Source organism: Bradyrhizobium manausense, assembly GCF_001440035.1.
In the GTDB taxonomy this organism is placed as follows: Bacteria; Pseudomonadota; Alphaproteobacteria; order Rhizobiales; family Xanthobacteraceae; genus Bradyrhizobium; species Bradyrhizobium manausense.
Genome location: NZ_LJYG01000085.1, coordinates 22,118 through 42,775 on the forward strand (window position 1 = coordinate 22,118; position 20,658 = coordinate 42,775).

Annotated in this window: 19 protein-coding genes; 5 read left to right on the forward strand and 14 right to left on the reverse strand. The window is 64.2% G+C overall.

Annotation, left to right across the window (positions count from 1 at the left end):
* The first annotated feature begins 181 nt into the window (after nt 1–181).
* Together AOQ71_RS19090 and AOQ71_RS19095 are read left to right on the forward strand one after the other, a co-directional pair.
* Nucleotides 182–892 (forward strand): SDR family NAD(P)-dependent oxidoreductase, encoded by a 711-nt coding sequence (locus AOQ71_RS19090; RefSeq protein WP_057749785.1) that lies wholly within the window; start codon nt 182–184, stop codon nt 890–892.
* A gap of 8 nt (nt 893–900) precedes the next feature.
* Nucleotides 901–2,145, forward strand: a complete 1,245-nt coding sequence (locus tag AOQ71_RS19095) for a YbfB/YjiJ family MFS transporter (protein ID WP_083514325.1) — start codon at nt 901–903, stop codon at nt 2,143–2,145.
* 25 nt (nt 2,146–2,170) lie between these two features.
* Here the strand turns inward: AOQ71_RS19095 and AOQ71_RS19100 are convergent, their stop codons facing one another.
* The 6 genes from AOQ71_RS19100 to AOQ71_RS19125 all read right to left on the reverse strand — a co-directional run bounded on the left by AOQ71_RS19100 (nt 2,171) and on the right by AOQ71_RS19125 (nt 9,297).
* Nucleotides 2,171–2,797: a phasin family protein gene (locus AOQ71_RS19100; protein ID WP_057749227.1), complete on the reverse strand. Its 627-nt coding sequence runs from the start codon at nt 2,795–2,797 to the stop codon at nt 2,171–2,173.
* Nucleotides 2,766–3,425: a ParA family protein gene (locus AOQ71_RS19105; protein WP_057749230.1), complete on the reverse strand. Its 660-nt coding sequence runs from the start codon at nt 3,423–3,425 to the stop codon at nt 2,766–2,768. Before AOQ71_RS19105 ends, AOQ71_RS19100 begins: the two co-directional genes overlap by 32 nt.
* Before the next feature lie 140 nt (nt 3,426–3,565).
* Nucleotides 3,566–5,026, reverse strand: coding sequence for a flavin-containing monooxygenase (locus AOQ71_RS19110; RefSeq protein ID WP_057749233.1), 1,461 nt, complete (start codon nt 5,024–5,026; stop codon nt 3,566–3,568).
* A gap of 161 nt (nt 5,027–5,187) precedes the next feature.
* The gene (gene ahcY / locus AOQ71_RS19115) at nt 5,188–6,609 is read right to left on the reverse strand and encodes an adenosylhomocysteinase (RefSeq protein ID WP_057749235.1); all 1,422 of its coding nucleotides are present in this window, start codon (nt 6,607–6,609) and stop codon (nt 5,188–5,190) included.
* 74 nt (nt 6,610–6,683) lie between these two features.
* Nucleotides 6,684–7,880, reverse strand: a complete 1,197-nt coding sequence (gene metK, locus AOQ71_RS19120) for a methionine adenosyltransferase (RefSeq protein WP_057749239.1) — start codon at nt 7,878–7,880, stop codon at nt 6,684–6,686.
* A gap of 61 nt (nt 7,881–7,941) precedes the next feature.
* Nucleotides 7,942–9,297: a hypothetical protein gene (locus AOQ71_RS19125; RefSeq protein ID WP_057749242.1), complete on the reverse strand. Its 1,356-nt coding sequence runs from the start codon at nt 9,295–9,297 to the stop codon at nt 7,942–7,944.
* Nucleotides 9,298–9,468: 171 nt separating this feature from the next.
* Here AOQ71_RS19125 and AOQ71_RS19130 point away from each other — a divergent pair, with 171 nt between their 5' ends.
* Nucleotides 9,469–11,199: a caspase family protein gene (locus AOQ71_RS19130; protein WP_057749245.1), complete on the forward strand. Its 1,731-nt coding sequence runs from the start codon at nt 9,469–9,471 to the stop codon at nt 11,197–11,199.
* A 125-nt stretch (nt 11,200–11,324) separates the two neighbouring features.
* Here AOQ71_RS19130 and AOQ71_RS19135 read toward each other — a convergent pair whose 3' ends face one another.
* The 6 genes from AOQ71_RS19135 to AOQ71_RS19160 all read right to left on the reverse strand — a co-directional run bounded on the left by AOQ71_RS19135 (nt 11,325) and on the right by AOQ71_RS19160 (nt 17,148).
* Entirely contained in the window at nt 11,325–12,443 is a 1,119-nt protein-coding gene (locus tag AOQ71_RS19135) for a cobalamin-independent methionine synthase II family protein (protein ID WP_057749248.1), read from the reverse strand.
* A 21-nt stretch (nt 12,444–12,464) separates the two neighbouring features.
* On the reverse strand, nt 12,465–13,181 hold the full coding sequence (locus AOQ71_RS19140) for an ABC transporter ATP-binding protein (RefSeq protein WP_057749251.1): 717 nt from the start codon (nt 13,179–13,181) through the stop codon (nt 12,465–12,467).
* Nucleotides 13,174–13,929 carry an ABC transporter ATP-binding protein gene (locus AOQ71_RS19145; protein ID WP_057749254.1) on the reverse strand — a complete coding sequence of 252 codons (756 nt, stop codon included), beginning with the start codon at nt 13,927–13,929 and terminating at the stop codon, nt 13,174–13,176. The genes AOQ71_RS19140 and AOQ71_RS19145 overlap by 8 nt, the downstream gene beginning before the upstream one ends.
* A complete protein-coding gene (locus AOQ71_RS19150) occupies nt 13,926–14,954 on the reverse strand; it encodes a branched-chain amino acid ABC transporter permease (protein ID WP_057749257.1) in 1,029 nt (342 codons plus the stop codon). The genes AOQ71_RS19145 and AOQ71_RS19150 overlap by 4 nt, the downstream gene beginning before the upstream one ends.
* Before the next feature lie 8 nt (nt 14,955–14,962).
* Nucleotides 14,963–15,832 (reverse strand): branched-chain amino acid ABC transporter permease, encoded by an 870-nt coding sequence (locus AOQ71_RS19155; RefSeq protein ID WP_057749788.1) that lies wholly within the window; start codon nt 15,830–15,832, stop codon nt 14,963–14,965.
* 131 nt (nt 15,833–15,963) lie between these two features.
* The gene (locus AOQ71_RS19160) at nt 15,964–17,148 is read right to left on the reverse strand and encodes an ABC transporter substrate-binding protein (RefSeq protein WP_057749260.1); all 1,185 of its coding nucleotides are present in this window, start codon (nt 17,146–17,148) and stop codon (nt 15,964–15,966) included.
* 530 nt (nt 17,149–17,678) lie between these two features.
* Between AOQ71_RS19160 and AOQ71_RS19165 the strand changes: the two genes are divergently transcribed.
* The gene (locus tag AOQ71_RS19165; protein ID WP_057749263.1) at nt 17,679–17,963 is read left to right on the forward strand and encodes a hypothetical protein; all 285 of its coding nucleotides are present in this window, start codon (nt 17,679–17,681) and stop codon (nt 17,961–17,963) included.
* 116 nt (nt 17,964–18,079) lie between these two features.
* Here AOQ71_RS19165 and purU read toward each other — a convergent pair whose 3' ends face one another.
* Nucleotides 18,080–18,943, reverse strand: coding sequence for a formyltetrahydrofolate deformylase (gene purU, locus AOQ71_RS19170; RefSeq protein ID WP_057749266.1), 864 nt, complete (start codon nt 18,941–18,943; stop codon nt 18,080–18,082).
* Between the two features lie 160 nt (nt 18,944–19,103).
* Between purU and AOQ71_RS19175 the strand changes: the two genes are divergently transcribed.
* Complete coding sequence (locus tag AOQ71_RS19175) at nt 19,104–19,943, forward strand: uroporphyrinogen-III synthase (protein ID WP_057749268.1); 840 nt, start codon at nt 19,104–19,106, stop codon at nt 19,941–19,943.
* 10 nt (nt 19,944–19,953) lie between these two features.
* On the opposite strand, the gene AOQ71_RS19180 is transcribed toward AOQ71_RS19175, so the two are convergent.
* On the reverse strand, nt 19,954–20,637 hold the full coding sequence (locus AOQ71_RS19180; protein ID WP_057749271.1) for a redoxin domain-containing protein: 684 nt from the start codon (nt 20,635–20,637) through the stop codon (nt 19,954–19,956).
* Between the last annotated feature and the right edge of the window lie 21 nt (nt 20,638–20,658).

The window sequence follows — 20,658 nt, forward strand, 5'->3', positions numbered from 1 at the left end:
TTCCCCGGCAAGCTAGGCGTTTGCCCCAACCGCGACAACTGCCGCGAGGCGCCGGCACGGCATTCGTACGCGCCGCGAAAGAGTGTCTGCCGGACAGCGCGCATTCGCGGCTGACCCGCCGCGGCCTATGTCGGAGCTGAAGCCGGCGATTGCTGGCACGGATCAACAACAGGAGCCCGTCATGGGTATCGAGCAGAAGGTTGCCATCATCACCGGCGCATCGCAGGGCATAGGCGCCGCCCTGGTCCAGGGTTTTCGCGACCGCAACTATCGGGTGGTCGCCACAGCGAGGTCAATCAAGCCGTCAGGCGACGATGATGTTCTCGCCGTCGCCGGCGACATCGCAGACCGCAAGACTGCCGAGCGCGTCGTCGCGCAGGCCGTCGCGCGCTTCGGACGCGTCGACACGCTTGTCAACAACGCCGGCATCTTCGTCGCCAAGCCCTTCACGCAATACACGGCCGAGGACTACGCGGCCGTGATGGGCACCAACGTCGCCGGCTTCTTCAACATCACCCAGCTCGCGATCGCCGAGATGGAGAAGCAGGGATCGGGTCATGTCGTCCAAATCACAACCACGCTCGTCGATCATGCCAATTCGAGCGTGCCCTCAGTGCTGGCCTCGCTCAGCAAGGGTGGGCTGAATGCCGCGACCAGGTCGCTCGCGATCGAATACGCCAGGCGCGGCATCCGTGTGAACGCGGTGGCGCCGGGGATCATCAGGTCGCCGATGCACCCGATTTCGACGCACGCCCAGTACGGCGCGATGCACCCGGTCGGCCACATGGGCGAGATGTCCGACATCGTTGATGCCGTGCTCTATCTGGAGGGTGCGTCCTTCGTCACCGGCGAGATCCTGCATGTCGACGGCGGCCAGATCGCCGGCCATTGAGCCCGCCCATGAGTATGACAATGCCCGAACTCAATGCAAATCCTGGGCGCCACGCCCGGCCGCATCAGCGGCCGAACGCGGCGTCAGAGCCGACCTGGCGGTATGCCGTCGCCGGCCTCTCCGCATCGCTGGTCGGGCTTGGCCTTGCCCGCTTCTCCTACTCGCCGCTGATCCCGGCGCTGATCGCAGCAAAGTGGTTCAGCGCTTCCGACGTGGTCTATCTGGGCGCTGCGAACCTTGCCGGCTACCTCGCCGGCGCGCTCGCAGCGCGAGCAGTCGCCGCCCGCATCGGCGCGGTCCGCGCGCTGCGGGCGATGATGCTGCTTGCAACCCTCTCCTTCTTTGCCGGCTCTGCGCCGGTGTCTTTCATCTGGTTCTTCGCCTGGCGCTTCCTGTCAGGTCTCACCGGCGGGATCATCATGGTGCTGGCTGCTTCCGTTATTGTTCCGCGCACCTCGCCCGGCCGGCGCGGCATCGTCGGCGGCGTGATCTTTGCCGGCGTCGGCCTCGGCGTTGCCGCATCGGGCACGCTGGTGCCGCTGCTCCTGCAACAAGGCTTGCAGCAGAGCTGGTATGGGCTTGGCGCGCTCTCGGCCGTGCTCACTGCGACGAGTTGGTGGAGCTGGCCTGGCGAGGGCAATTCCTATGTCGCACCCTTGCACCAGGCGAAGCAGCATCACGCCTCGCCTGCCGCCCGCGCACTGCTGATCCAGTACGGCCTCAACGCCGTGGCGCTGGTCCCGCACATGGTCTTCATGGTGGACTTCGTCGCGCGCGGCCTCGGCCAAGGCATCGCAGCGGGATCGCGCTATTGGGTGCTGTACGGCCTCGGCGCGATCGTCGGCCCGCTCGTCACCGGCCATCTCGGCGACCGCTCCGGATTCGGACCGGCCTTACGCGCTGCGTTCCTTATTGAAGCGGCGGCCGTACTGCTTCCGGCCATCAGCACCGCACCGGTTTCGTTGATCGTATCGAGTGTGGTGATCGGGGGCTTCACGCCGGGCATCGTGCCGCTGGTGCTCGGCCGCATCCATGAGCTCGTCCCGCACTCCGGCGAGCAGCAGCGCTCGACGTGGAGCCACGCCACCACCAGCTTTGCGCTGTTCCAGGCGGCCGCAGCTTACGGCTTCTCCTGGATCTATGCGCAGACCGGCGGCGACTATCACGTCCTGTTCGCTCTCGGCGGTGGCGCCGTGGCGCTGGCGCTCGCGATCGATCTCGGCCTCGCCCTGGTCGTCCCGCGCAGATCCTGAGCGCGATGATGGCAGGCGAGCGGCATTACCTGGCGCTGGGCTTGGTCATCCTTTGAGCAACTGACCTCAGCAACTCGGTTTGCTCGAGGACCAACTCACATTGTTTTCGCGCATGCGTGGCCGACAGCTCCACCAGCTCCGCCAGCGTTTTTGCACGGCCCAGCTCCTGCGCATACTCCAGGGTCGCGCCCGCATTGACTTTCATCAGTTCGAGCACGACGGCGCGCCACTCAGCTGCCGTTCCAATCGCGTCGATGATCTCGCTTCCCACGACGACTGTTCCATTGGCCTCCGATGTCACACCGACCAGCCGTGAATTTGCGAGGTCATTGGCGCAGTTGAACGTAGCGCTCATGCCGTCCAAGGCGCGGGCTTGATACGCCCTGGCCATATCGACAATGAGATCAGTGGTGGTACTGCCTGGAGGTTGAGGACTTGCAAGGGTGACGCCGGCTTTTCCTTGTACCGGAACGGTCATCGGAGCAGGCTCTTCTTGCACGATCTGGGGCGCATCTTCGGCGACGGCGACCGAGCCCGGCGGCATGGCCAGACCCTCATCGACCGCACGGCTCACTTCCGCCGCCAATTCCAGCAGCGAGCGACGCCCGGAGCGTGCAACATCAGCAGGCCTCTTTGAGCGTGCCTTTCCCATGATCGTCCAACTCTTCCAAGTGCCCCGCGATCCAACCCCACAAACTGCCAATTTCGTCCGAAGCTCTGCCCGCCGGTGCAAACTCAGTGACGCCTAACCCCGCTCCGAGCGCATCCTGGTGATCGTTACGCTGCGCAATAAACGGGAGCGCAAGCGCACCGATGGAGCTCAGCGATGTGGCAGCTTCGCTCAGCCGGCAGCCCCGCGTCGGCGTCTGATTGAGGACGAAGGCAAAGCGGCGGTTGAGCCTGCGAATGGCGATCAGCGTAGGGATTGCGGCTTCGATATCGGCCGGGCTTGGGCGCGCCGGGATGAGACAGAGATCGGCGCAGGCAATGACGCGCATCGCCAGGCTGTTGGTCGTCGCAGCTGTGTCGATGATGGCGAGCCAGACCCCTTCGGCGCTCAGGCGCGCGAGCAACGGTTCGATCTCGGCAGGATCTGTAGCGCGCTCGACGCAAGGATAGGGATTCTCGCGGCGCGCTTTCCATTTCGAGATCGTACCTTGCGCGTCCGCCTCAACAAGAGCGACGCGCTCGGCGCTCTGCATGGCTGCCACCGCCAGTCCAACGGACAGCGTACTCTTGCCGCTTCCGCCTTTTTGCGTGACCAGGGCAAGGACGTGCATGTCCTGCTCTCCCCAAGGACGGCAACGACGTGGAACTCAGCTGCTGTCGGAAATGAACCTGTTGCAGCGCAAGATACTACCGCAAGTCGCGATTCGTCTCAAGTGAACGCGAGGCCATCCCGCTATCCCGCGTAGCGCGATCAGGAATACCGCATCACGCCGTCGTCGATCTTGCCGAAGCGCAAGGAAACGATGTCGAGCGCATAGTTCTGATACAGCCGCCACGGTCGCTTCGAGCCCTGCTTTGGCATTTTTGCGACAGAGCGCTGCACATAGCCCGAGGTAAAATCCAGCGAGGGCTGTGCGGTGATATCAGGATCGTCATTGTGCGGCATGGCTTGCCGAAAATTGTGCCGGTCCATGTAGTTGATCAGCCGGCAGACATATTCACAAGTGAGATCGCATTTCAGCGTCCAGGACGCATTGGTGTAGCCGAAGGCCGACGCCATGTTGGGCACGTCTGTATACATCATGCCCTTGTAGGTGAGAGTTTTGGCAAAATCGACGGGACGGCCATCGACGCGGACCTCGAGGCCGCCGACGACCTGGAGCACCAGGCCCGTCGCGGTCACGATGATATCGGCGGCAAGCTCGCTGCCGTCCTTGAGGCGGATGCCGTCGTGCGTGAAGGTGTCGATCTCCTTGGTGACCACGGCGGCGCGCTTCTCGCGGATCGCCTTGAAAAGATCGCCGTCCGGCACGAGGCAGAGCCGCTGGTCCCAGGGATTGTAGCGCGGCGTGAAATGGGTTGCGATGTCGTAATCCGGCCCGAGCGCGGCTCTCACGCCCGTCAGGATCAGGTCCTTCACCTTCGCCGGCTTGCGCCGGCTGAGCTGGAAGAAGAACATCCCCCACATCACGTTGCGCCAGCGGATCAAATGATAGGCCAGCCGCGCCGGCAAGTTGCGGCGCAGTTTGTTGGCGAGGGGATCCTGGGCCGGACGCGACACCACATAGGTCGGCGAGCGCTGCAGCATGGTGACCTGCGCCGCCGTCTTGGCAAGCTCCGGGACCAGCGTCACCGCGGTCGCGCCGGAGCCGATCACGACGACGCGCTTGCCGGCGTAGTCGATATCCTCGGTCCATTTCTGCGGATGCACGATCCGGCCGGCGAAGTCGGCAGCGCCCGCGAATTCCGGCGTGTAGCCGGCTTCGTATTTGTAGTAGCCCGCGCACAGAAACAGGAAATTGCAGGTGAAGCGCACGAGCTCCGCCGCGCCCTCGCCTCCCGCGCGCTCGGCCTCGATGGTCCAGCGCGCGTCACTGGTCGACCACGCCGCGCGCTTGACGCGATGATGGAAGCGGATGTGCTTGTCGATACCGTTCTCGACCGCGGTCTCGCGCACATAGCTCAGGATCTGCGGCCCGTCGGCGATCGCCTTCGGATCGGTCCACGGCTTGAAGGAATAACCGAGCGTGAACATGTCGCTGTCGGAGCGGATGCCGGGATAGCGGAACAGGTCCCAGGTGCCGCCGATGCAGTCGCGCCCCTCCAGGATGACGTAGCTCTTGCCCGGGCACTTGCTCTGAAGATGATAGCCCGCGCCAATACCCGATAGCCCCGCACCGACGATCAGCACGTCGAAATGTTCTTGTTGCATGGTTTCCTCCGCCGCGCGAGGATTGTCCGCTCGACACCGCTGGGCGTCAATCGGCAATCGGGGCGTGCGGAAGCCGCCAAACGGGTTGAATTCCACCAGCCGAAACAACAAAGCCCCGGATCGCTCCGGGGCTTCGCGTTGTTGATCGACAGGCCTGCCGATCAGTAGCGGTAGTGATCGCTCTTGTACGGGCCTTCCGGCTTGACGCCGATATAGTCGGCCTGGTCCTTGCGCAGTTCGGTGAGCTTGACGCCGATCTTGGCGAGGTGGAGACGCGCAACCTTCTCGTCGAGCGTCTTCGGCAGCACGTAGACTTCCTTCTTGTACTTGCCGTCCTTGTTGTTGGCGAACAGCTCGATCTGCGCCAGCGTCTGGTTGGTGAAAGACGCCGACATCACGAACGACGGATGGCCCATCGCGTTGCCGAGGTTCACGAGGCGGCCTTCCGACAGGAGGATGATGCGGTGCTTGTCCGGGAATTCGATCTCGTCGACCTGCGGCTTGATGTTGGTCCACTTCAGATTGCGCAGACCCGCGATCTGGATCTCGTTGTCGAAGTGACCGATGTTGCAGACGATGGCGCGATCTTTCATTGCGCGCATGTGGTCGATGGTGATGATGTCCTTGTTGCCTGTCGCGGTGACGAAGATGTCGGCGCGGGGCGCGGCGTCTTCCATGGTCGTGACCTCGTAGCCTTCCATCGCGGCCTGCAGCGCGCAGATCGGATCGACTTCCGACACCATCACGCGGCAGCCGGCCTGGCGCAGCGAGGCCGCCGAGCCCTTGCCGACGTCGCCGAAGCCCGCGACCATCGCAACCTTGCCCGACATCATCACGTCGGTGCCGCGGCGGATGCCGTCGACCAGCGATTCACGGCAGCCATAGAGGTTGTCGAACTTCGACTTCGTGACGCTGTCGTTGACGTTGATGGCGGGCCACAGCAGCGTGCCGGCCTTCTGCATGTCGTAGAGACGATGCACGCCCGTGGTGGTCTCTTCCGAAACGCCCTTGATGCTCTCGGCGATCGCGGCGAAGTAGCCCTTCGGCTTCTCCTTCAGCTGCTTCTTCAGAAGCGCGAAGAAGACTTCCTCTTCTTCCGAGCCCGGCTTGTCCAGGAACGCGGTGTCGCCCTTCTCGGCGCGCAGACCGAGATGGACGTACATGGTCGCGTCGCCGCCGTCATCGAGGATCATGTTCGGATGACCGCCGCCGTGCCAGTCGAACAGTTTTGCGGTGTAGTCCCAGTAATCCTTGAGCGTTTCGCCCTTGACGGCGAAGACGGGAATGCCGGCGGCCGCGATCGCCGCGGCGGCATGGTCCTGCGTCGAATAGATGTTGCAGGAGACCCAGCGGATATCGGCGCCGAGCGCTGCCAGCGTCTCGATCAGGACGCCGGTCTGGATCGTCATGTGCAGGGAGCCGGCGATGCGCGCGCCCTTCAAAGGCTGTTTGGGGCCGAACTCCTCGCGGGTGGCCATCAAGCCGGGCATCTCGGTCTCGGCGAGCGAGAGCTCCTTGCGGCCGAACTCGGCGAGCGAAATGTCCTTGACGATGTAATCGGTGAAGCCGGGCTTCGCGTTCATTGGGGGTTCCTGTCTGTTTGGCTCGTCATTCCGGGTTCGCCGCTGTGGCGGCGCCCCGGAACGACGCAAGAGAACTAGAGCGCGCGCTTCAGCTGCTCGACGAGGTCGGTCTTCTCCCAGGAGAAGCCGCCCTCGTTGTCGGGCGTGCGGCCGAAATGGCCGTAGGCCGAGGTGCGCGCGTAGATCGGGCGATTGAGGTCGAGATGGCTGCGGATGCCGCGCGGGGTCAGGTCCATCGCCTTGGCGGCGGCCTTCTCGAGCTGATCCTCCGACACCTTACCGGTGCCGTGGGTGTCGATGTAGATCGACAGCGGGCGCGCCACGCCTATGGCGTAGGCGAGCTGCAGCGTGCAGCGATCGGCAAGACCGGCGGCGACGATGTTCTTGGCGACGTAGCGCGCGGCATAAGCGGCCGAACGATCGACCTTGGTCGGATCCTTGCCGGAGAACGCGCCGCCGCCGTGCGGGGCGGCGCCGCCATAGGTGTCGACGATGATCTTGCGGCCGGTCAGGCCAGAATCGCCATCGGGACCGCCGATGTAGAACTTGCCGGTCGGGTTGATATGCCAGATGGTCTTCGGCGTGATCCAGTCCTTCGGCAGGGCCTCGCGCACATAGGGCTCGACGATCTCGCGGACCTGGTTCGAGGTGAGGTCCGGAACCAGGTGCTGGTGCGAGACCACGATCTCGCGCACGCCGACCGGCTTGCCGTTCTCGTACTGCACCGTGACCTGGCTCTTGGAGTCGGGGCCGAGCACCTTCTCCTTGCCGGAGTGGCGGGCTTCCGAGATCAGGCGGAGGATCTTGTGGGCGTAGAAGATCGGCGCCGGCATCAGATCGGGCGTCTCGTTGGTGGCGTAACCGAACATGATGCCCTGGTCGCCCGCGCCCTCTTCCTTGACCTCGCCCGGCTGCAGCGCATCGACGCCCTGCGCGATGTCGGCCGACTGCGGGTGCAGGAGGATCTCGATGTCGCAGGTCTTCCAGTGGAAGCCTTCCTGCTCGTAGCCGATGTCCTTGATCGCGCCGCGCACGACGCTTTCGATCTGCTCGTTGGTGACCGACTTCGGACCGCGAGTCTCACCGGCGATCACCACCTTGTTGGTGGTCGCCAGCGTCTCGCAGGCGGCACGGATCTGCCAGGGATCGATGCCGGCTTTCGGCCCTTCGCGGTAGAACAGGTCGACGATTTCATCCGAGATCCGGTCACAAACCTTGTCCGGATGGCCTTCGGAGACGGACTCGCTGGTGAAGAGATAGGACGCGCGCATCAAGAAACCCCTTGTTCCACCGCTACCGGCGGACGTTTGCGATGTTTACAGTTGGATTATGTCAATCACGCCGGCGCGAGATGACGTAGGATTCGTCAAGAAACCAGAGCCCGTTGTACTTCCGCAGCACATCTCTGGCGGCATCCAGAGTGCGGCCGTTTTGAGTCATATCTGTCAACCGGTCGTCCTCAATCTGAGCGACATACACCGCCGCATTCCACGCTGCAAAGGCCGTCGAGGTCCCGATGGTACCCGTCACCTCGTTGGGCAGCGCTTCCATATCATACCTGAAGATCGAACGGTTGTCCGCGTAAGCATTAAAATTTAGGTCGCGGCCCAACGATCCGAGTTCATACTTAACGGCGCGCAATAGCTCATGACGGCTCACCGAGAAAGGGTTTTCTCCGGGCCAGATGGCCTGGATCATTTCCATGCCGGGGTCGTGGCCATGAGAGTGGATTCCGATCAGGCGGCCGCCCGGCCGCAACGCCCGCGCCAGTGGTGCAATGATCCGCTTGGCCCGAAAATTGACCGAGGACAGGGCCCGGTATGGCTGGGATGCGATCACGAGGTCGAAATTGGCCTCGGTCTGCCCCGGCCGGGGAATGGTCGAATCGAGCAGGAATCGATGGTCGTCGCGGTAGAGCACGAGCACGACCGGCCGCTCGTAGAGCGGCATCGCGGTACGCGGGCTGATCGCGGCCCGCCAATTCTGCTCCAGGAACGGCCGTAGCTCGGCGATCTGCTGCTCGAACTCGCCGGACGAGGCCCCCCTCAGCGGGACCTCATGCCAGACGGTGGCCGCGGCTGCAGCAGGCGAGGCCGGCGTCAGCCACGGCGCCTCCGAATAGAACATGTTGGTGAAGACGAAAACCGATGCCGGATGCTCGAAAATGCGGTCCGGCACCTTCTCCAGCGTCAGCCGCAGATCCTCGAGACTGAGCTCCTTGCCGGCAACATAGAACGGCATATGCGGGTAGCGCTGATGCGTGGCGCGCAGCACGCGCGCCAGCACCGTGCCGTCGCCGACACCGGCATCGAAAATGCGCAGCGCCGGCGGGCGCGGATGGATGGTGGACAGCTCCAGCGCCACCCGGTCGGCGATCACCCGCTTTTCGCTGCAGGTGTGGACGAACAGCAGATATTTCTGCCGGTTCTCGAAGAAGCGGAAATTGCCGCGCGGATCGCGCTTCTCCGGGGGGACCTGGAGCCCCCGCGGCGGCGGCAGGCCACCGGTCGTCGACGCCGCGATATAGGCCTGAATCCGCTCCAGCGTGTCGATGGTGATGCGCTTGCCCTCGCGCAGGCGCTGCACGAGCTTCCCATCGTTCACCGCCCGCCGGCCAAACGTCGATTCCGCCATGTCCGCCTTGCGGCAGAACTCGGTGATTTGGCTCAGGATTTCGTCGTTCTTCATCGATGGGAAGGCGGTGGGCAGAAAAGTTGGGACCAACCTCGTAGCAAATTCTGCCCACCGAGGGAATACCGCTGGCTGCGTTACCCCACAGCCGATGACATGCGCGTGAACCCCGACCGGCTGCCGGACAACAAACAAGCACGTCTCCTCGAGGAAACACCCAAACACCCCATGAGCCGCCTGCTCGTCGTGCTCGCTTTGCTCGCCGCGACCCTTTGGTCGGCGCCCTGCTCCGCCCAGTCGCGCAGCCAGCTGGGGCCGCTCTGCACCACCGAGACCACGCCGGCGGACCAGATGGTCGACGCCTGCACCAAGATCATCGCCCTGAAGGTCTTCAAGGGCGGGCAGCTCGCGACCGTGTATTTCTGGCGCGCGGTGGGCTGGAACAAGAAAGGCGACTACGCCAAGGTCATTGCCGACACCAGCGAGGCGATCCGGCTGCAGCCGAGCCAGGCGGTCTACAATCTCCGGGGCTCGGCCTATTTCGACAAGGGCGACTACGACATCGCGATCGCCGATTTCGATGATGCGCTAAAGCTCGGCCCGCCGAGTGGCATCATCTTCCACAACCGCGGCAATGCCTGGCGCGGCAAGGGCGACTACGCCAAGGCGATCGCCGACTACGACATGGCGATCAAGGCGGATCCCAGGTCGGCGTTCTCATTCCAGAATCGCGGCATCTCCAAGGAGGCGCTCGGCGATCTGGACGGTGCGCTCGCCGACCTCAATCAGGCGATCCGGATCGACCCGACGCTGCCGCAGCCGCTGATCCAGCGCACCGCGATCTGGCGCGCCAGGGGCGATCTGGATCGCGCGATCGCCGATGGCAGCGAGGCGATCCGGCTGGCCAAGGACAAGCCCCCAGCCAACATCATGACGCCGCCGAACAGCGTGCTGATCTCCGGCTATGCCCATCGCGCGCTCGCCTATGAGGCCAAGGGCGACTACGCGCATGCCCGCGAGGACTACAACGCGTCACTGGCGATCACGGCCGCCGACGCCGGCAGCAAGGCGGTCCAGGCGACCGCAAAGGTGCGGTTGTCGCTGGTGAGCGACGCAGCCGCGCCGATGCCGCGCGACGCGCCACCGCCGGCGACGCAACCGGCGGCAGCGCCAGCCCCGCAGCAGACGGGCGCGGCACCGGCGCTTTCTCCTGCGCCCTCGCCTGCACCGGCCGTTCGCGGCAGCCGCATGGCGCTCGTCATCGGCAACGGGGCCTATGCCCATGTGAAGGCGCTGCCCAATCCGCCCAACGACGCGCGCGCGGTCGCAAAGAGCCTGCGCGACATCGGCTTCACGGTATCGGAGGGCGTCGACCTCGACCGCGCCGCGATGCAGAAGATGACGCGCGACTTCCTGCGCGAGGCCGCGCGGGCGCAGGTGGCCCTCGTCTACTATGCCGGCCACGGCGTGCAGATCGACGGCCGCAACTATCTCATTCCCGTCGATGTCGCGCTGAAGCCGGGCAGCAGCATGACCGAGGCCATGATCGACATGGACACGATCATGGCGGGGCTGGACGACCAGGTTCGCACCAACATTTTGATCTTCGATGCCTGCCGCAACAACCCGATGGCGCAGCAAGTCGCAAGCGCCGGCAGCAGTCGCGGCATCGAGGGCGCGTCGGGCCTCGCCGCACCGTCCAGTCTCGGATCCGGTGCGACCCTGGGGGCCGGCACGCTGATCGCGTTCGCAACCGCGCCGGGACAGGTCGCGCTCGATGGCGAAGGCGCCAACTCGCCCTTCTCCGCGGCGCTGTCCCGTCATCTCGGCACGCCGGGCCTCGAAGTGCAGCAGATGCTGACGCGGGTGCGGGCCGAGGTGGTGTCGGCCACGAAGAACAAGCAGGTGCCGTGGTCGAACTCGTCGCTGCTGGGCGAGGTCTATCTGGCGGAGAAGTGACGACGCGCCTCCGCGTCGTCATCCCGGGATGGTGCGCAAGCACCAGACCCGGGATCTCGAGATTCCCAGGTGCGCAATTGCGCACCATAGTTCGCGCCAAGCGCGCCCCGGAATGACACTCCCCGTCAGTTGCCCCACACTTCCTTCGCGATCTCGACCGCAAGGCTCAGCTTGGCCCACTGCTCTTCCTCGGAGAGGATGTTGCCCTCTTCGGTCGAGGCAAAGCCGCACTGCGGCGACAGCGCGAGCTGCTCCAGCGGCGCGAACTTGGCGGCCTCTTCAAGTCGACGCTTGATGTCGTCCTTTTTCTCGAGCTCGCCGAACTTCGAGGTGATGACGCCGACCACGACGACCTTGTTGCCCCTGGGCAGGAAGCGCAGCGGCTCGAAGCCGCCGGCGCGGTCGGAATCGTACTCCAGGAAGTAGCCGTCGTAATTGGTGCCGGCGAGCAGGGTCTCGGCCACGGGCTCGTAGCCACCCGAGGAAATCCAGGTCGAGCGGAAATTGCCGCGACAGACATGCGTCGTCACCACCATGTCGGCAGGCTTCTCGGCCAGTGCATAGTTGATGATGCGGGCGTAGATCTGCTGGAGGCCGTCCGGATTGTCGCCGCGCTCACGCGCCTTCTGCAATTCGTCCTGCGAGCAGAGATAAGCCCAGACGGTGTCGTCGAACTGCAGATAGCGGCAGCCCGCGTCGTAAAATGCCTTCACGGCCTTGCGGTAAGTCTTGCCGAGATCCTCGTAGAAGGGCTCGAGGTCGGGATAGACGTCCTTGGAGATCGACTTGCGGCCGCCGCGGAAGTGCAGCACGGCTGGCGAGGGGATCGTCATCTTGGCGGTGACGTGCGCCTGGTCGGCGACCTTTTTCAGGAAGCGGAAATGGTCGAGCATCGGGTGATTGTCGGGGAAATCGAGCTTGTCGATCACGCGCACCGCGTCGTGACGGGTCTGCACGCCCGCGAACTGGATGCCGGTATCGGGGTGGAACAGCTCGCAGCCGGTGAGCTTGGCCAGGAAGTCGAAATGCCACCAGGAGCGGCGGAATTCGCCATCGGTTGCGAGCTTCAGGCCGATCGAGGCCTGCTTGTGCACGACCTTCTCGATCTCCATGTCCTCGATCTTGCGCAGATCGTCGGCCGAGATCTCGCCCTTCTCGAGTTTCGCGCGTGCGTCCTTGATCTTGGCAGGGCGCAGAAGGCTGCCGACCTCGTCGGCACGGAAGGGGGCTTTGGTTCGCTGCATTCTTGAACTCCCGAGGATTTTCTAGTGAGCCGCCGCCCCAGCGACACCGAGGTGACGCTCCAGGACCGACGGGTCGGCCTTCAGGGCGGCGCTCGGGGCGTCGTGGACGATCGTTCCGCGCTCCAATATCACAACACGGTCGGCGAGCCCCAGAATCTTTTGCGCGTTCTGCTCGACGATGATCGAGCAGATGCCGCCGGCCCGGGTGATAGTCCCGATCGCCCTCAGCAGCTCCTCGACGATGATGGGGGCGAGGCCCTCGGTCGGCTCGTCCAGCAGCAGCACCTTCGGGTTGAGGGTCAGCGCGCGGCCGATCGCCAGCATCTGCTGCTCGCCGCCGGAGAGCTGGTTGCCGAAATTGCTGCGGCGTTCCTTCAGCCGCGGGAACATCTCGTAGACCTTCTCGACGGTCCAGGGACCGGGCTGGGCCACCGCGGTCATGTTCTCCTCCACCGTCAGCGAGCGGAAGATGTTGCGCTCCTGCGGCACCCAGCCGATGCCGGCACGCGCCCGCTGGTCAGGCCGCAAGCTCGTGACGTCGGTGCCGGCGAGCGCGACCGAGCCCGAGAAACGGCGGGTGACGCCGACGATGGAGTTGATCAGCGTGGTCTTGCCGGTGCCGTTGCGCCCCAGCAGCGCCAGCACCTGCCCCTCGGCGAGGCGCAGCGACATGTTGGGCAGCACCACCGCCTCGCCATAGCCGGCGCGCAGGGACTCGATTGCGAGCAGGTCAGACATTGACCGCCTCCCCGCCGAGATAGACCGCCTTCACCTGCGGATCGCGCGCGACCTGCTCGGGCGCCCCTTCGGTCAGCAGCGCGCCGGAGACCAGCACCGAGATGCGGTCGGCAAAGGAGAACACGAGGTCCATGTCGTGCTCGATCAGCAGCACCGTGACGTCGCGCGGCAGGCTGCCGACGACAGCGAGAATGTCGTGGCGCTCGCTCTCCGGCACGCCGGCCGCGGGCTCGTCGAGCAGCAGCACGCGCGGCTTGGCAGCGATCGCGACCGCGATCTCGAGCAGGCGCTGCTTGCCGTAGGGCAGCGTCACGGTCTGCTCGTTCATGACGTCGAGCAGGTGGAAGCGCCTCAGGAGATCGGCGATCTCGTCGTTGACGTCGCTGCGCGTGCCCATCCGCCGCCACCAGTCGCCGCCATGGCCGAGGCGCTCGGAGACGGCAAGGCCGATGGTCTCGAGCGGGGTGAGATCGGGATAGAGCTGGTTGATCTGGAAGGTGCGCGACAGGCCGCGCAGCACGCGCTTGTGCACCGGCAGATCGGTGATGTCCTGGCCTTCGAGCAGGATGCGACCCGAATTCGGCTTGAGCACGCCGGTGAGCTGGTTGATCACCGTGGTCTTGCCGGCGCCGTTCGGGCCAATCAGCGCATGGCGGGCGCCCTGCTCGATCCTGAGCGACAGGTCGCGCGTGACACGCAGACCGCCAAAGGTCTTTTCGAGATTCTTGGTTTCGAGCGCGATGGTCATGCGTCGCTCTCCGGCACTGTCACGACCGCCTTGCGTCCCGCAATCTGCTTGATCAGCAAATTGGGCAGGAACAGCACGCCGTAATGCAGCCGCTGCCGGCCGACCAGCACGATCACGACCAGCACGAGCCCGATCCAGAACTGCCAATATTGCGGGGTGATGGTGGAGAACACTTCCTGGAGCATGCGGAAGATCACGGCGCCGATCAGCCCGCCATAGAGATAGCCGGTGCCGCCGATGACGAGCACCAGCATCAGGTCGGCGGAGCGGTCGAAGGCGAACACGTCGAGCGAGGCGATCGCGGTGGTCTGGGTGAACAGCGCGCCCGCAATGCCGGCGTAGAACGCCGCAAGTGTATAGATCGCGACCAAGCGGCGGTTGACGGGGATGCCGATGGCAGCTGCCCGCAGCGGGTTGTTCTTGATCGCCCGCAGCGACAGGCCGAACGGCGAATGCACGATGCGCCGGGCCAGCAGGAACAGCACGAACAGCACGGCCAGCGAATAGAAGAAGCCGGCCTTGCCGAACATGTCGAACGGGATCTCGCCAAGGATCGGCTGCATCTCGATACCCTGAAGGCCGTCGGTGCCGCCGGTGATGTTGGAGAAGCGTTCGGCGAGCGCCTCCAGCAGCAGCGCGATGCCGAGCGTCACCATCAGGCGCGTCAAGTCGACGCCGCGGATCACCAGGAAGCTGGTGGCAAAGCCGAGCACCATCGCGGCAAGGCCCGCCGCGATCAGCGCCAGCACCGGCTCGTTGATGATGCCATGAAGCGCAAGAAGTCCTGCAGCATAGGCGCCGACGCCGAAGAAGGCGGCGTGGCCGAGCGAGACGATGCCGGCATAGCCGAGGATGAGATCGAGCGAGATCGCAAACAGCGCCAGCCGCAGGATGTCGGTCATGATCAGATAACGCGAGGGAAACAGAAAGCCGCAGGCGAGCACGACGAGCCAGAAGACGGCCTCGCCATAGTGCCAGCGCGCCTGCCGCTGGGCGTGATAACCGACGTCGGACGAAGCGCTCATCGGCAAGCTCAACGCGCGGCCGTGCGGCCGAACAGGCCGTTCGGGCGCCAGATCAGGATCACGATCATCATGGTGTAGATCACGAACGGTCCCATCTTCGGCACGTAATATTTGCCGGCGACGTCGCCGATGCCGAGCAGCAGCGAAGCCAGGAACGGGCCTGTTATCGAGGAGGAGCCGCCGACGGTGACCACGATCAGGAAGTAGATCATGAATTTCAGCGGGAAATATGGATCGAGGCCGAGGATCTCGGCGCTGAGCGCGCCGCCAAGGCCGGCAAGCCCGCAGCCGAAAGCAAAGGTGAAGGCGAACACCTGCGGCACGTTGATGCCGAGACCGCTCGCGGCACGGGGATCATCGACGGCGGCGCGCAGACGGCTGCCGAAACGCGTCTTGGCCAGCACCATCTGCAGGCCGATGGTCAGCAGGCCGCAAATCACGATGATCATCAGCCGGTAGCGGCCAATGCCGACGCCGAACACGTCGAACTGACCTTGCAGGGCAGCCGGCAGGTTGATGAAGACCCTCGAGGAGCCCTGGATGTAGTCAACGGCCGCGACCGACATGAATGCCAGGCCGATCGTAAACAGAACCTGATCGAGATGGCTACGCGCATAGAGGTGGCGATAGAGCGTGCGCTCGAGCACGATGCCGATCACCGCGGACGAGACGAAGGCGAGCGGCAGGGCCGCGAAGAACGGCCAGCCATGCTGGTTCACCAGCAGCATGCAGACATAACCGCCGGCCATGGCGAAGGCGCCATGGGCGAGATTGACGAAGTTCATCAGGCCCAGCGTGACCGCGAGCCCGCAGGCGATCACGAACAGCAGCATGCCGTAGGCCACGCCATCGAACAGGTTGGTGAGGATTGAGGTCATCGAGACTGGATCGATCCTGATAGACATTCGTCATTCCGGGGCAGCGCAGCGCTGAATCCGGAATCTCGCTTCAACAACTTCGAGATCCCGGGTTCGCGCTAAGCACGCCCCGGGATGACCGCTTTCGCGGGTCACTTCTTAGTCTTGCCGAGATCCTTGACGGCCTCGAAGACCTGGAACTCGACATTGTAGAGCTCGCCGTCAGACTTCGACCTTGCGACCCTGCGGATATAGATATTCTGGACGATGTCGCGGGTCTCCGGATCAATCGAGATCGGGCCGCGCGGGCTCTCCCATTTCTGGCCCTTCATGGCCTCGACCAGCTTGGTGCCGTCGGTGTCGCCACCCGTCTTCTTCAATGCCTCGTAGATCAGGTGAATGCCGTCATAGCCGCTCACCGCCATGAAGCCGGGACGGCTGTTGAAGGCCTTCTTGTACGCCGCCACGAAGTCCTTGTTCATCTGCGAGGGATGGGCCGCGGAATAGAGATGTGCGGTCACGGTGCCGATCACGGCGTCCCCCATGTTGTTGAGGAGATCGTCGTCGGTGACGTCGCCCGGCCCGATCACCTTGATGCCGGCCTTGTCGAGGCCGCGCTCGGCATATTGCTTCATGAAATTGCCGCCTTGGCCCGCCGGCACGAACACGAAGATCGCGTCGGGCTTGGCATCCTTCATGCGCTGGAGGAAGGGCGCGAAGTCAGGATTTTGCAGGGGCACCTTGACCTCTTCGACCACCTCGCCGCCGCCGGCCGTGAAATTCTGCTTGAAGAAATTCAGCGCATCGTTGCCCGGCGCGTAGTCGGAGGTCAGCGTCGCCACCTTCTTGATGCCGTTCTGCACGGCCCAGTCGCCGATGATGGTGGAGGATTGCGCAAGCGTGAAGCTCGTGCGCACGATGTAAGGCGAGCGCTCGGTGATGATCGAGGTGCCCGCCGCCATCACGATTTCCGGAATCTTCGCTTGCGTTGCAAGCGGCGCCGCGGCGAGCGCCGCCGGCGTGACGCCGAAGCCGGCGATGAAGTTGACCTTGTCGTTGACGATCAGCTCCTGCGCGGCGGTCTTGGTCTTGTCCGGGATCGCCGCATCGTCCTTGACGATGATCTCGACCTTCTTGCCGGCGACGGTTTCGCCGTTCTGCTGGATGTAGAGCTTGATCGCGTTCTCGATCTGCTTGCCGGTCGAGGCCTGGCCGCCGGTCATCGGCAGGATCAGGCCGATCTTGACGGTGTCTTCCGCCCTGGCCGGTGAGAGGCCCGCAAGGCCCGCGATGGCGGCAATGGCAGCCGCCCGAGAAAACGTCTTGTGTTCGAACATCAGATGTCCCTCCCCTTCATTCCTGACTTTCTTGTGCGCTGGACCGAGTGCCCGGTCCTTGCCTGGCTTTAACCCACGCACGAGCGATTTCGCGCGTCACATGGCGTCTTTCGCGCCCTCATTGTCAATCGGACGTTTGGCGATCATTCGGCGCTAGGCCCGCGCGTTCCGGTTACCAACATTGCAAAGCGATATCGGGTCACGTCGGGGTAACCCGAGCGCCCGAATTCGCACCATTTCATTTGTACGATTGTACAAAGGAAATGGTGCTGTCAACGAAAAAGCCCCCTCGCCGGCCAAGCAGATTGTCGCGAGCCGTCGGCTGCAGTCTAGGAATGCGTCTGCCGGCGTGGATGGAGGATTTCGTCTTTCATTTGCAGAATCCGGACATCGGGGAGAGCCGATCCGCCGATTTCAAGGTATTTTTATACCTATCTCGAATAAGCCTATTTTACCTTGTTGAAGGCTACGGTTCCGACAGCGCCGCTCGTCCGGCGCCCGGTCCCTCGTCCCGATTGCTGCACCCGACCATGTCCAGACGTTTCCGTTTCATCGTCTCTCTGCTCGCGCTCGCCGCGGGCCTGTCCGGCTGCGGCACGGTCAACGAAAAGCTCTCGGCCGGCATGGGCGACTACATCCCGCAATGGGCCGGCGGCCTGCCGGCGGATGCCCCGCCCCGGCCGGGCACGCCGCAATACGACGCCTACATGAAGGAACGCGAGCGCAAGCGGCTGATGCCGGCGGCGGATCGCGACAAGGAAGAGCAGGCGCAGAAGGGCGCGACCGGATCCACGTCGGGCGAGGCGGTGCGCTGAGGTGCATCTGGTCATTCCGGGGCGCGCAAAGCGCGAACTATGGTGCGCAATTGCGCACCTGAGAATCTCGAGATTCCGGGTTCGATGCTAACGCATCGCCCCGGAATGACGGTGCGCTAATCCACGAACACCACGGTCTTGCGGCCGTTGAGGATGACGCGGTCGTCGAGGTGATAGCGGATTGCGCGCGCGAGCACGCGGCGTTCGATGTCGCGGCCTTTGCGAACGAGATCCTCAGGCGTGTCGCGATGACTGATGCGCTCGACGTCCTGGTCGATGATCGGGCCTTCGTCGAGATCGCGCGTGACGTAATGGGCGGTGGCGCCGATCAGTTTCACGCCGCGCTCGTGGGCCTGGTGATAGGGCTTTGCACCTTTGAAGCCCGGCAGGAAGGAGTGATGGATGTTGATGCAACGTCCGGACAGTTTTGCCGACAGATCATCCGACAGGATCTGCATGTAGCGGGCGAGCACCACGAGATCGGTCCCGGTCCTGGCGACGAGATCGAGGATCTGGGCCTCCTGCTCGCGCTTTGTCTCCTTGGTGACTGGCAGATAATGGAACGGTATCTCGCCGAAATCGAGCCCGGCATAGACCTCGCGCGGGTGATTGGAGACGATCGCGGCCAGGCTCATCGGCAATTCGCCGGTGCGCCAGCGGTAGAGGATGTCGACCAGGCAATGGTCGGACTTCGACACCAGCAGCATCACCTTGCGACGCGCGGCGCGGTCGCGCATCTGCCACTCCATGCCGAAACGCTCGGCAATCGCGGCAAAGCCGGTCTGCAGCGCCGCCAGTTCCACGGCGAGATCAGCCGCGGTGAACACCACGCGCATGAAGAATTTCTTGGTCTCGACATCGTCGAACTGCTGTGCGTCGAGAATGTTCTGTCCGGAGTTCGCCAGGAAGGTCGACACCGCCGAGACGATGCCGGGACGATCCGGGCAGGACAAGGTCAGAACGTATTGATGATCGGGCATGGCTGTTGAAGAGATGGCTCTTGACGAAAGATTGGGCAGCGGCGCGGAACGACCCGCGATTTGCGCCCTGCTCTAGCACTGTGGCTGGCCTTGCGCCAATCCCGACGACGGAGTCAGGATGAACGGACGATTGCGATATTGGACTGACCGGAGCACGCCCATGGCCGACCGCTTGAACGGCACCCGCATCCTGATTCTGGAGACCCGCGAGGAGGCGCAGTTCTCGAAGCTCCTGGCCGAGCAGGGCGCCGAGGTCGTGCAATGCCCGATGTTCACCATTCAGGATGCGCCGGACCCGGCCCCGGTCGAAGCCTGGATCCACCGCGCCATCGACAAGCCGTTTGACGACCTCGTGCTGATGACCGGTGAAGGCTTGCGGCGGATCATGAAGCTCGCGCGCACGCGCGGGCTCGACCAAGCCTTTGTCGCGGCACTGGCCAAATCGCGAAAATTTACCCGCGGGCCGAAACCCGGCAGGGCGCTGCGTGAAATCGCGCTCGAGGCGCAGCAGACCACCGAGAAGCCGACCACCGAAGGCGTGATCGAGATGCTGGGCAAGCTCGACTTGAAGGGGCACCGCCTCGGCCTCCAGCTCTATCCGGACAAGGACCACAGCGCGCTGACCGGCGCACTCGCGGCGCAAGGTGCGGAGGTCGATACGGTGCTGCCTTACGTCTACGACTCCAAAGCCGCGGACGCCAATATCATCGCCGCCATCGACGAGATGGCGGAGGGACGCATCGACTCCATCGCGCTGACAAATCTTGGCCAGGTCCGCCGGCTGATCGAGGCGGCCAAGGCGCATGGCAGCGAAGCGAAGCTGCGCGCGGGGTTTGAGCGGACATTGATCGCCTCAGTCGGACCGGCCGTCTCCGGCGAACTCGCCGCGCATGGTTTGCGCACCGACGTTTCGCCGGCCGATGAAGCCTTCTTCATGCGCCCGCTGATCTCGGCGATGGCGGCGGCGTTGGCGGAAAGGCAGCCGAGGACGGCGAGCTGATCTTCCTTGCCTAGCTTGCCACCTGCGAGGCGGCCGACATCAGCTCCTGATGGCTCGGCGCTCCGAACATGCGCCGGCCGCCATCGGGAACCTCGGTAAACGTCCAACGCACGATCCCTTCCCGATCGAGCAGGAATTGGCCGAACAATTGGCCTGTGCCGCCTGCCGCCATACGCTGGTCGGCTTCGGTCATCTCATAGCCGTCCTTGTTGTTGAGGTACTCGGCGGCCGCCGGACGCGCCATCGGCCCAGGCAATTCGCCAGGCATATCGACCGGTGGCATGCTCATGAGCACATCCATGCCGACCTTGCGCGGCCAATCGGTCTCGTTCTCCGTGAACTCGAGATTGGGCAAACCGAACGCATGATGCGAGACCCTCTCGGGGTCGGAGGCAGCGAGCAAGTTCGGCAGGGGATGATAGCGGAAGTAGAGCCGCGCCCGGTCGGCCGGCGTATTGACGATCGTGAGACTTTCAATGCCCCTTCCGCGCAGCTCGCCGTCGAGCTGGGCCTGCGCCGCGATGTGGCGCCGGCAGAATGGGCAGTGCAGGCCCCGAAACAAGCCGACCAATATCGGACGATGCCCGCGGTAATCCTCGAGCGCGATCTTCCCTTCGCGTGTGATGGCCTCCAACACGACGTTCGGTGCGCGATCACCCGGTTGAAGCGGTCCATCGACATGACGATCTGACATGGTTGAACTCCCTCACATTGG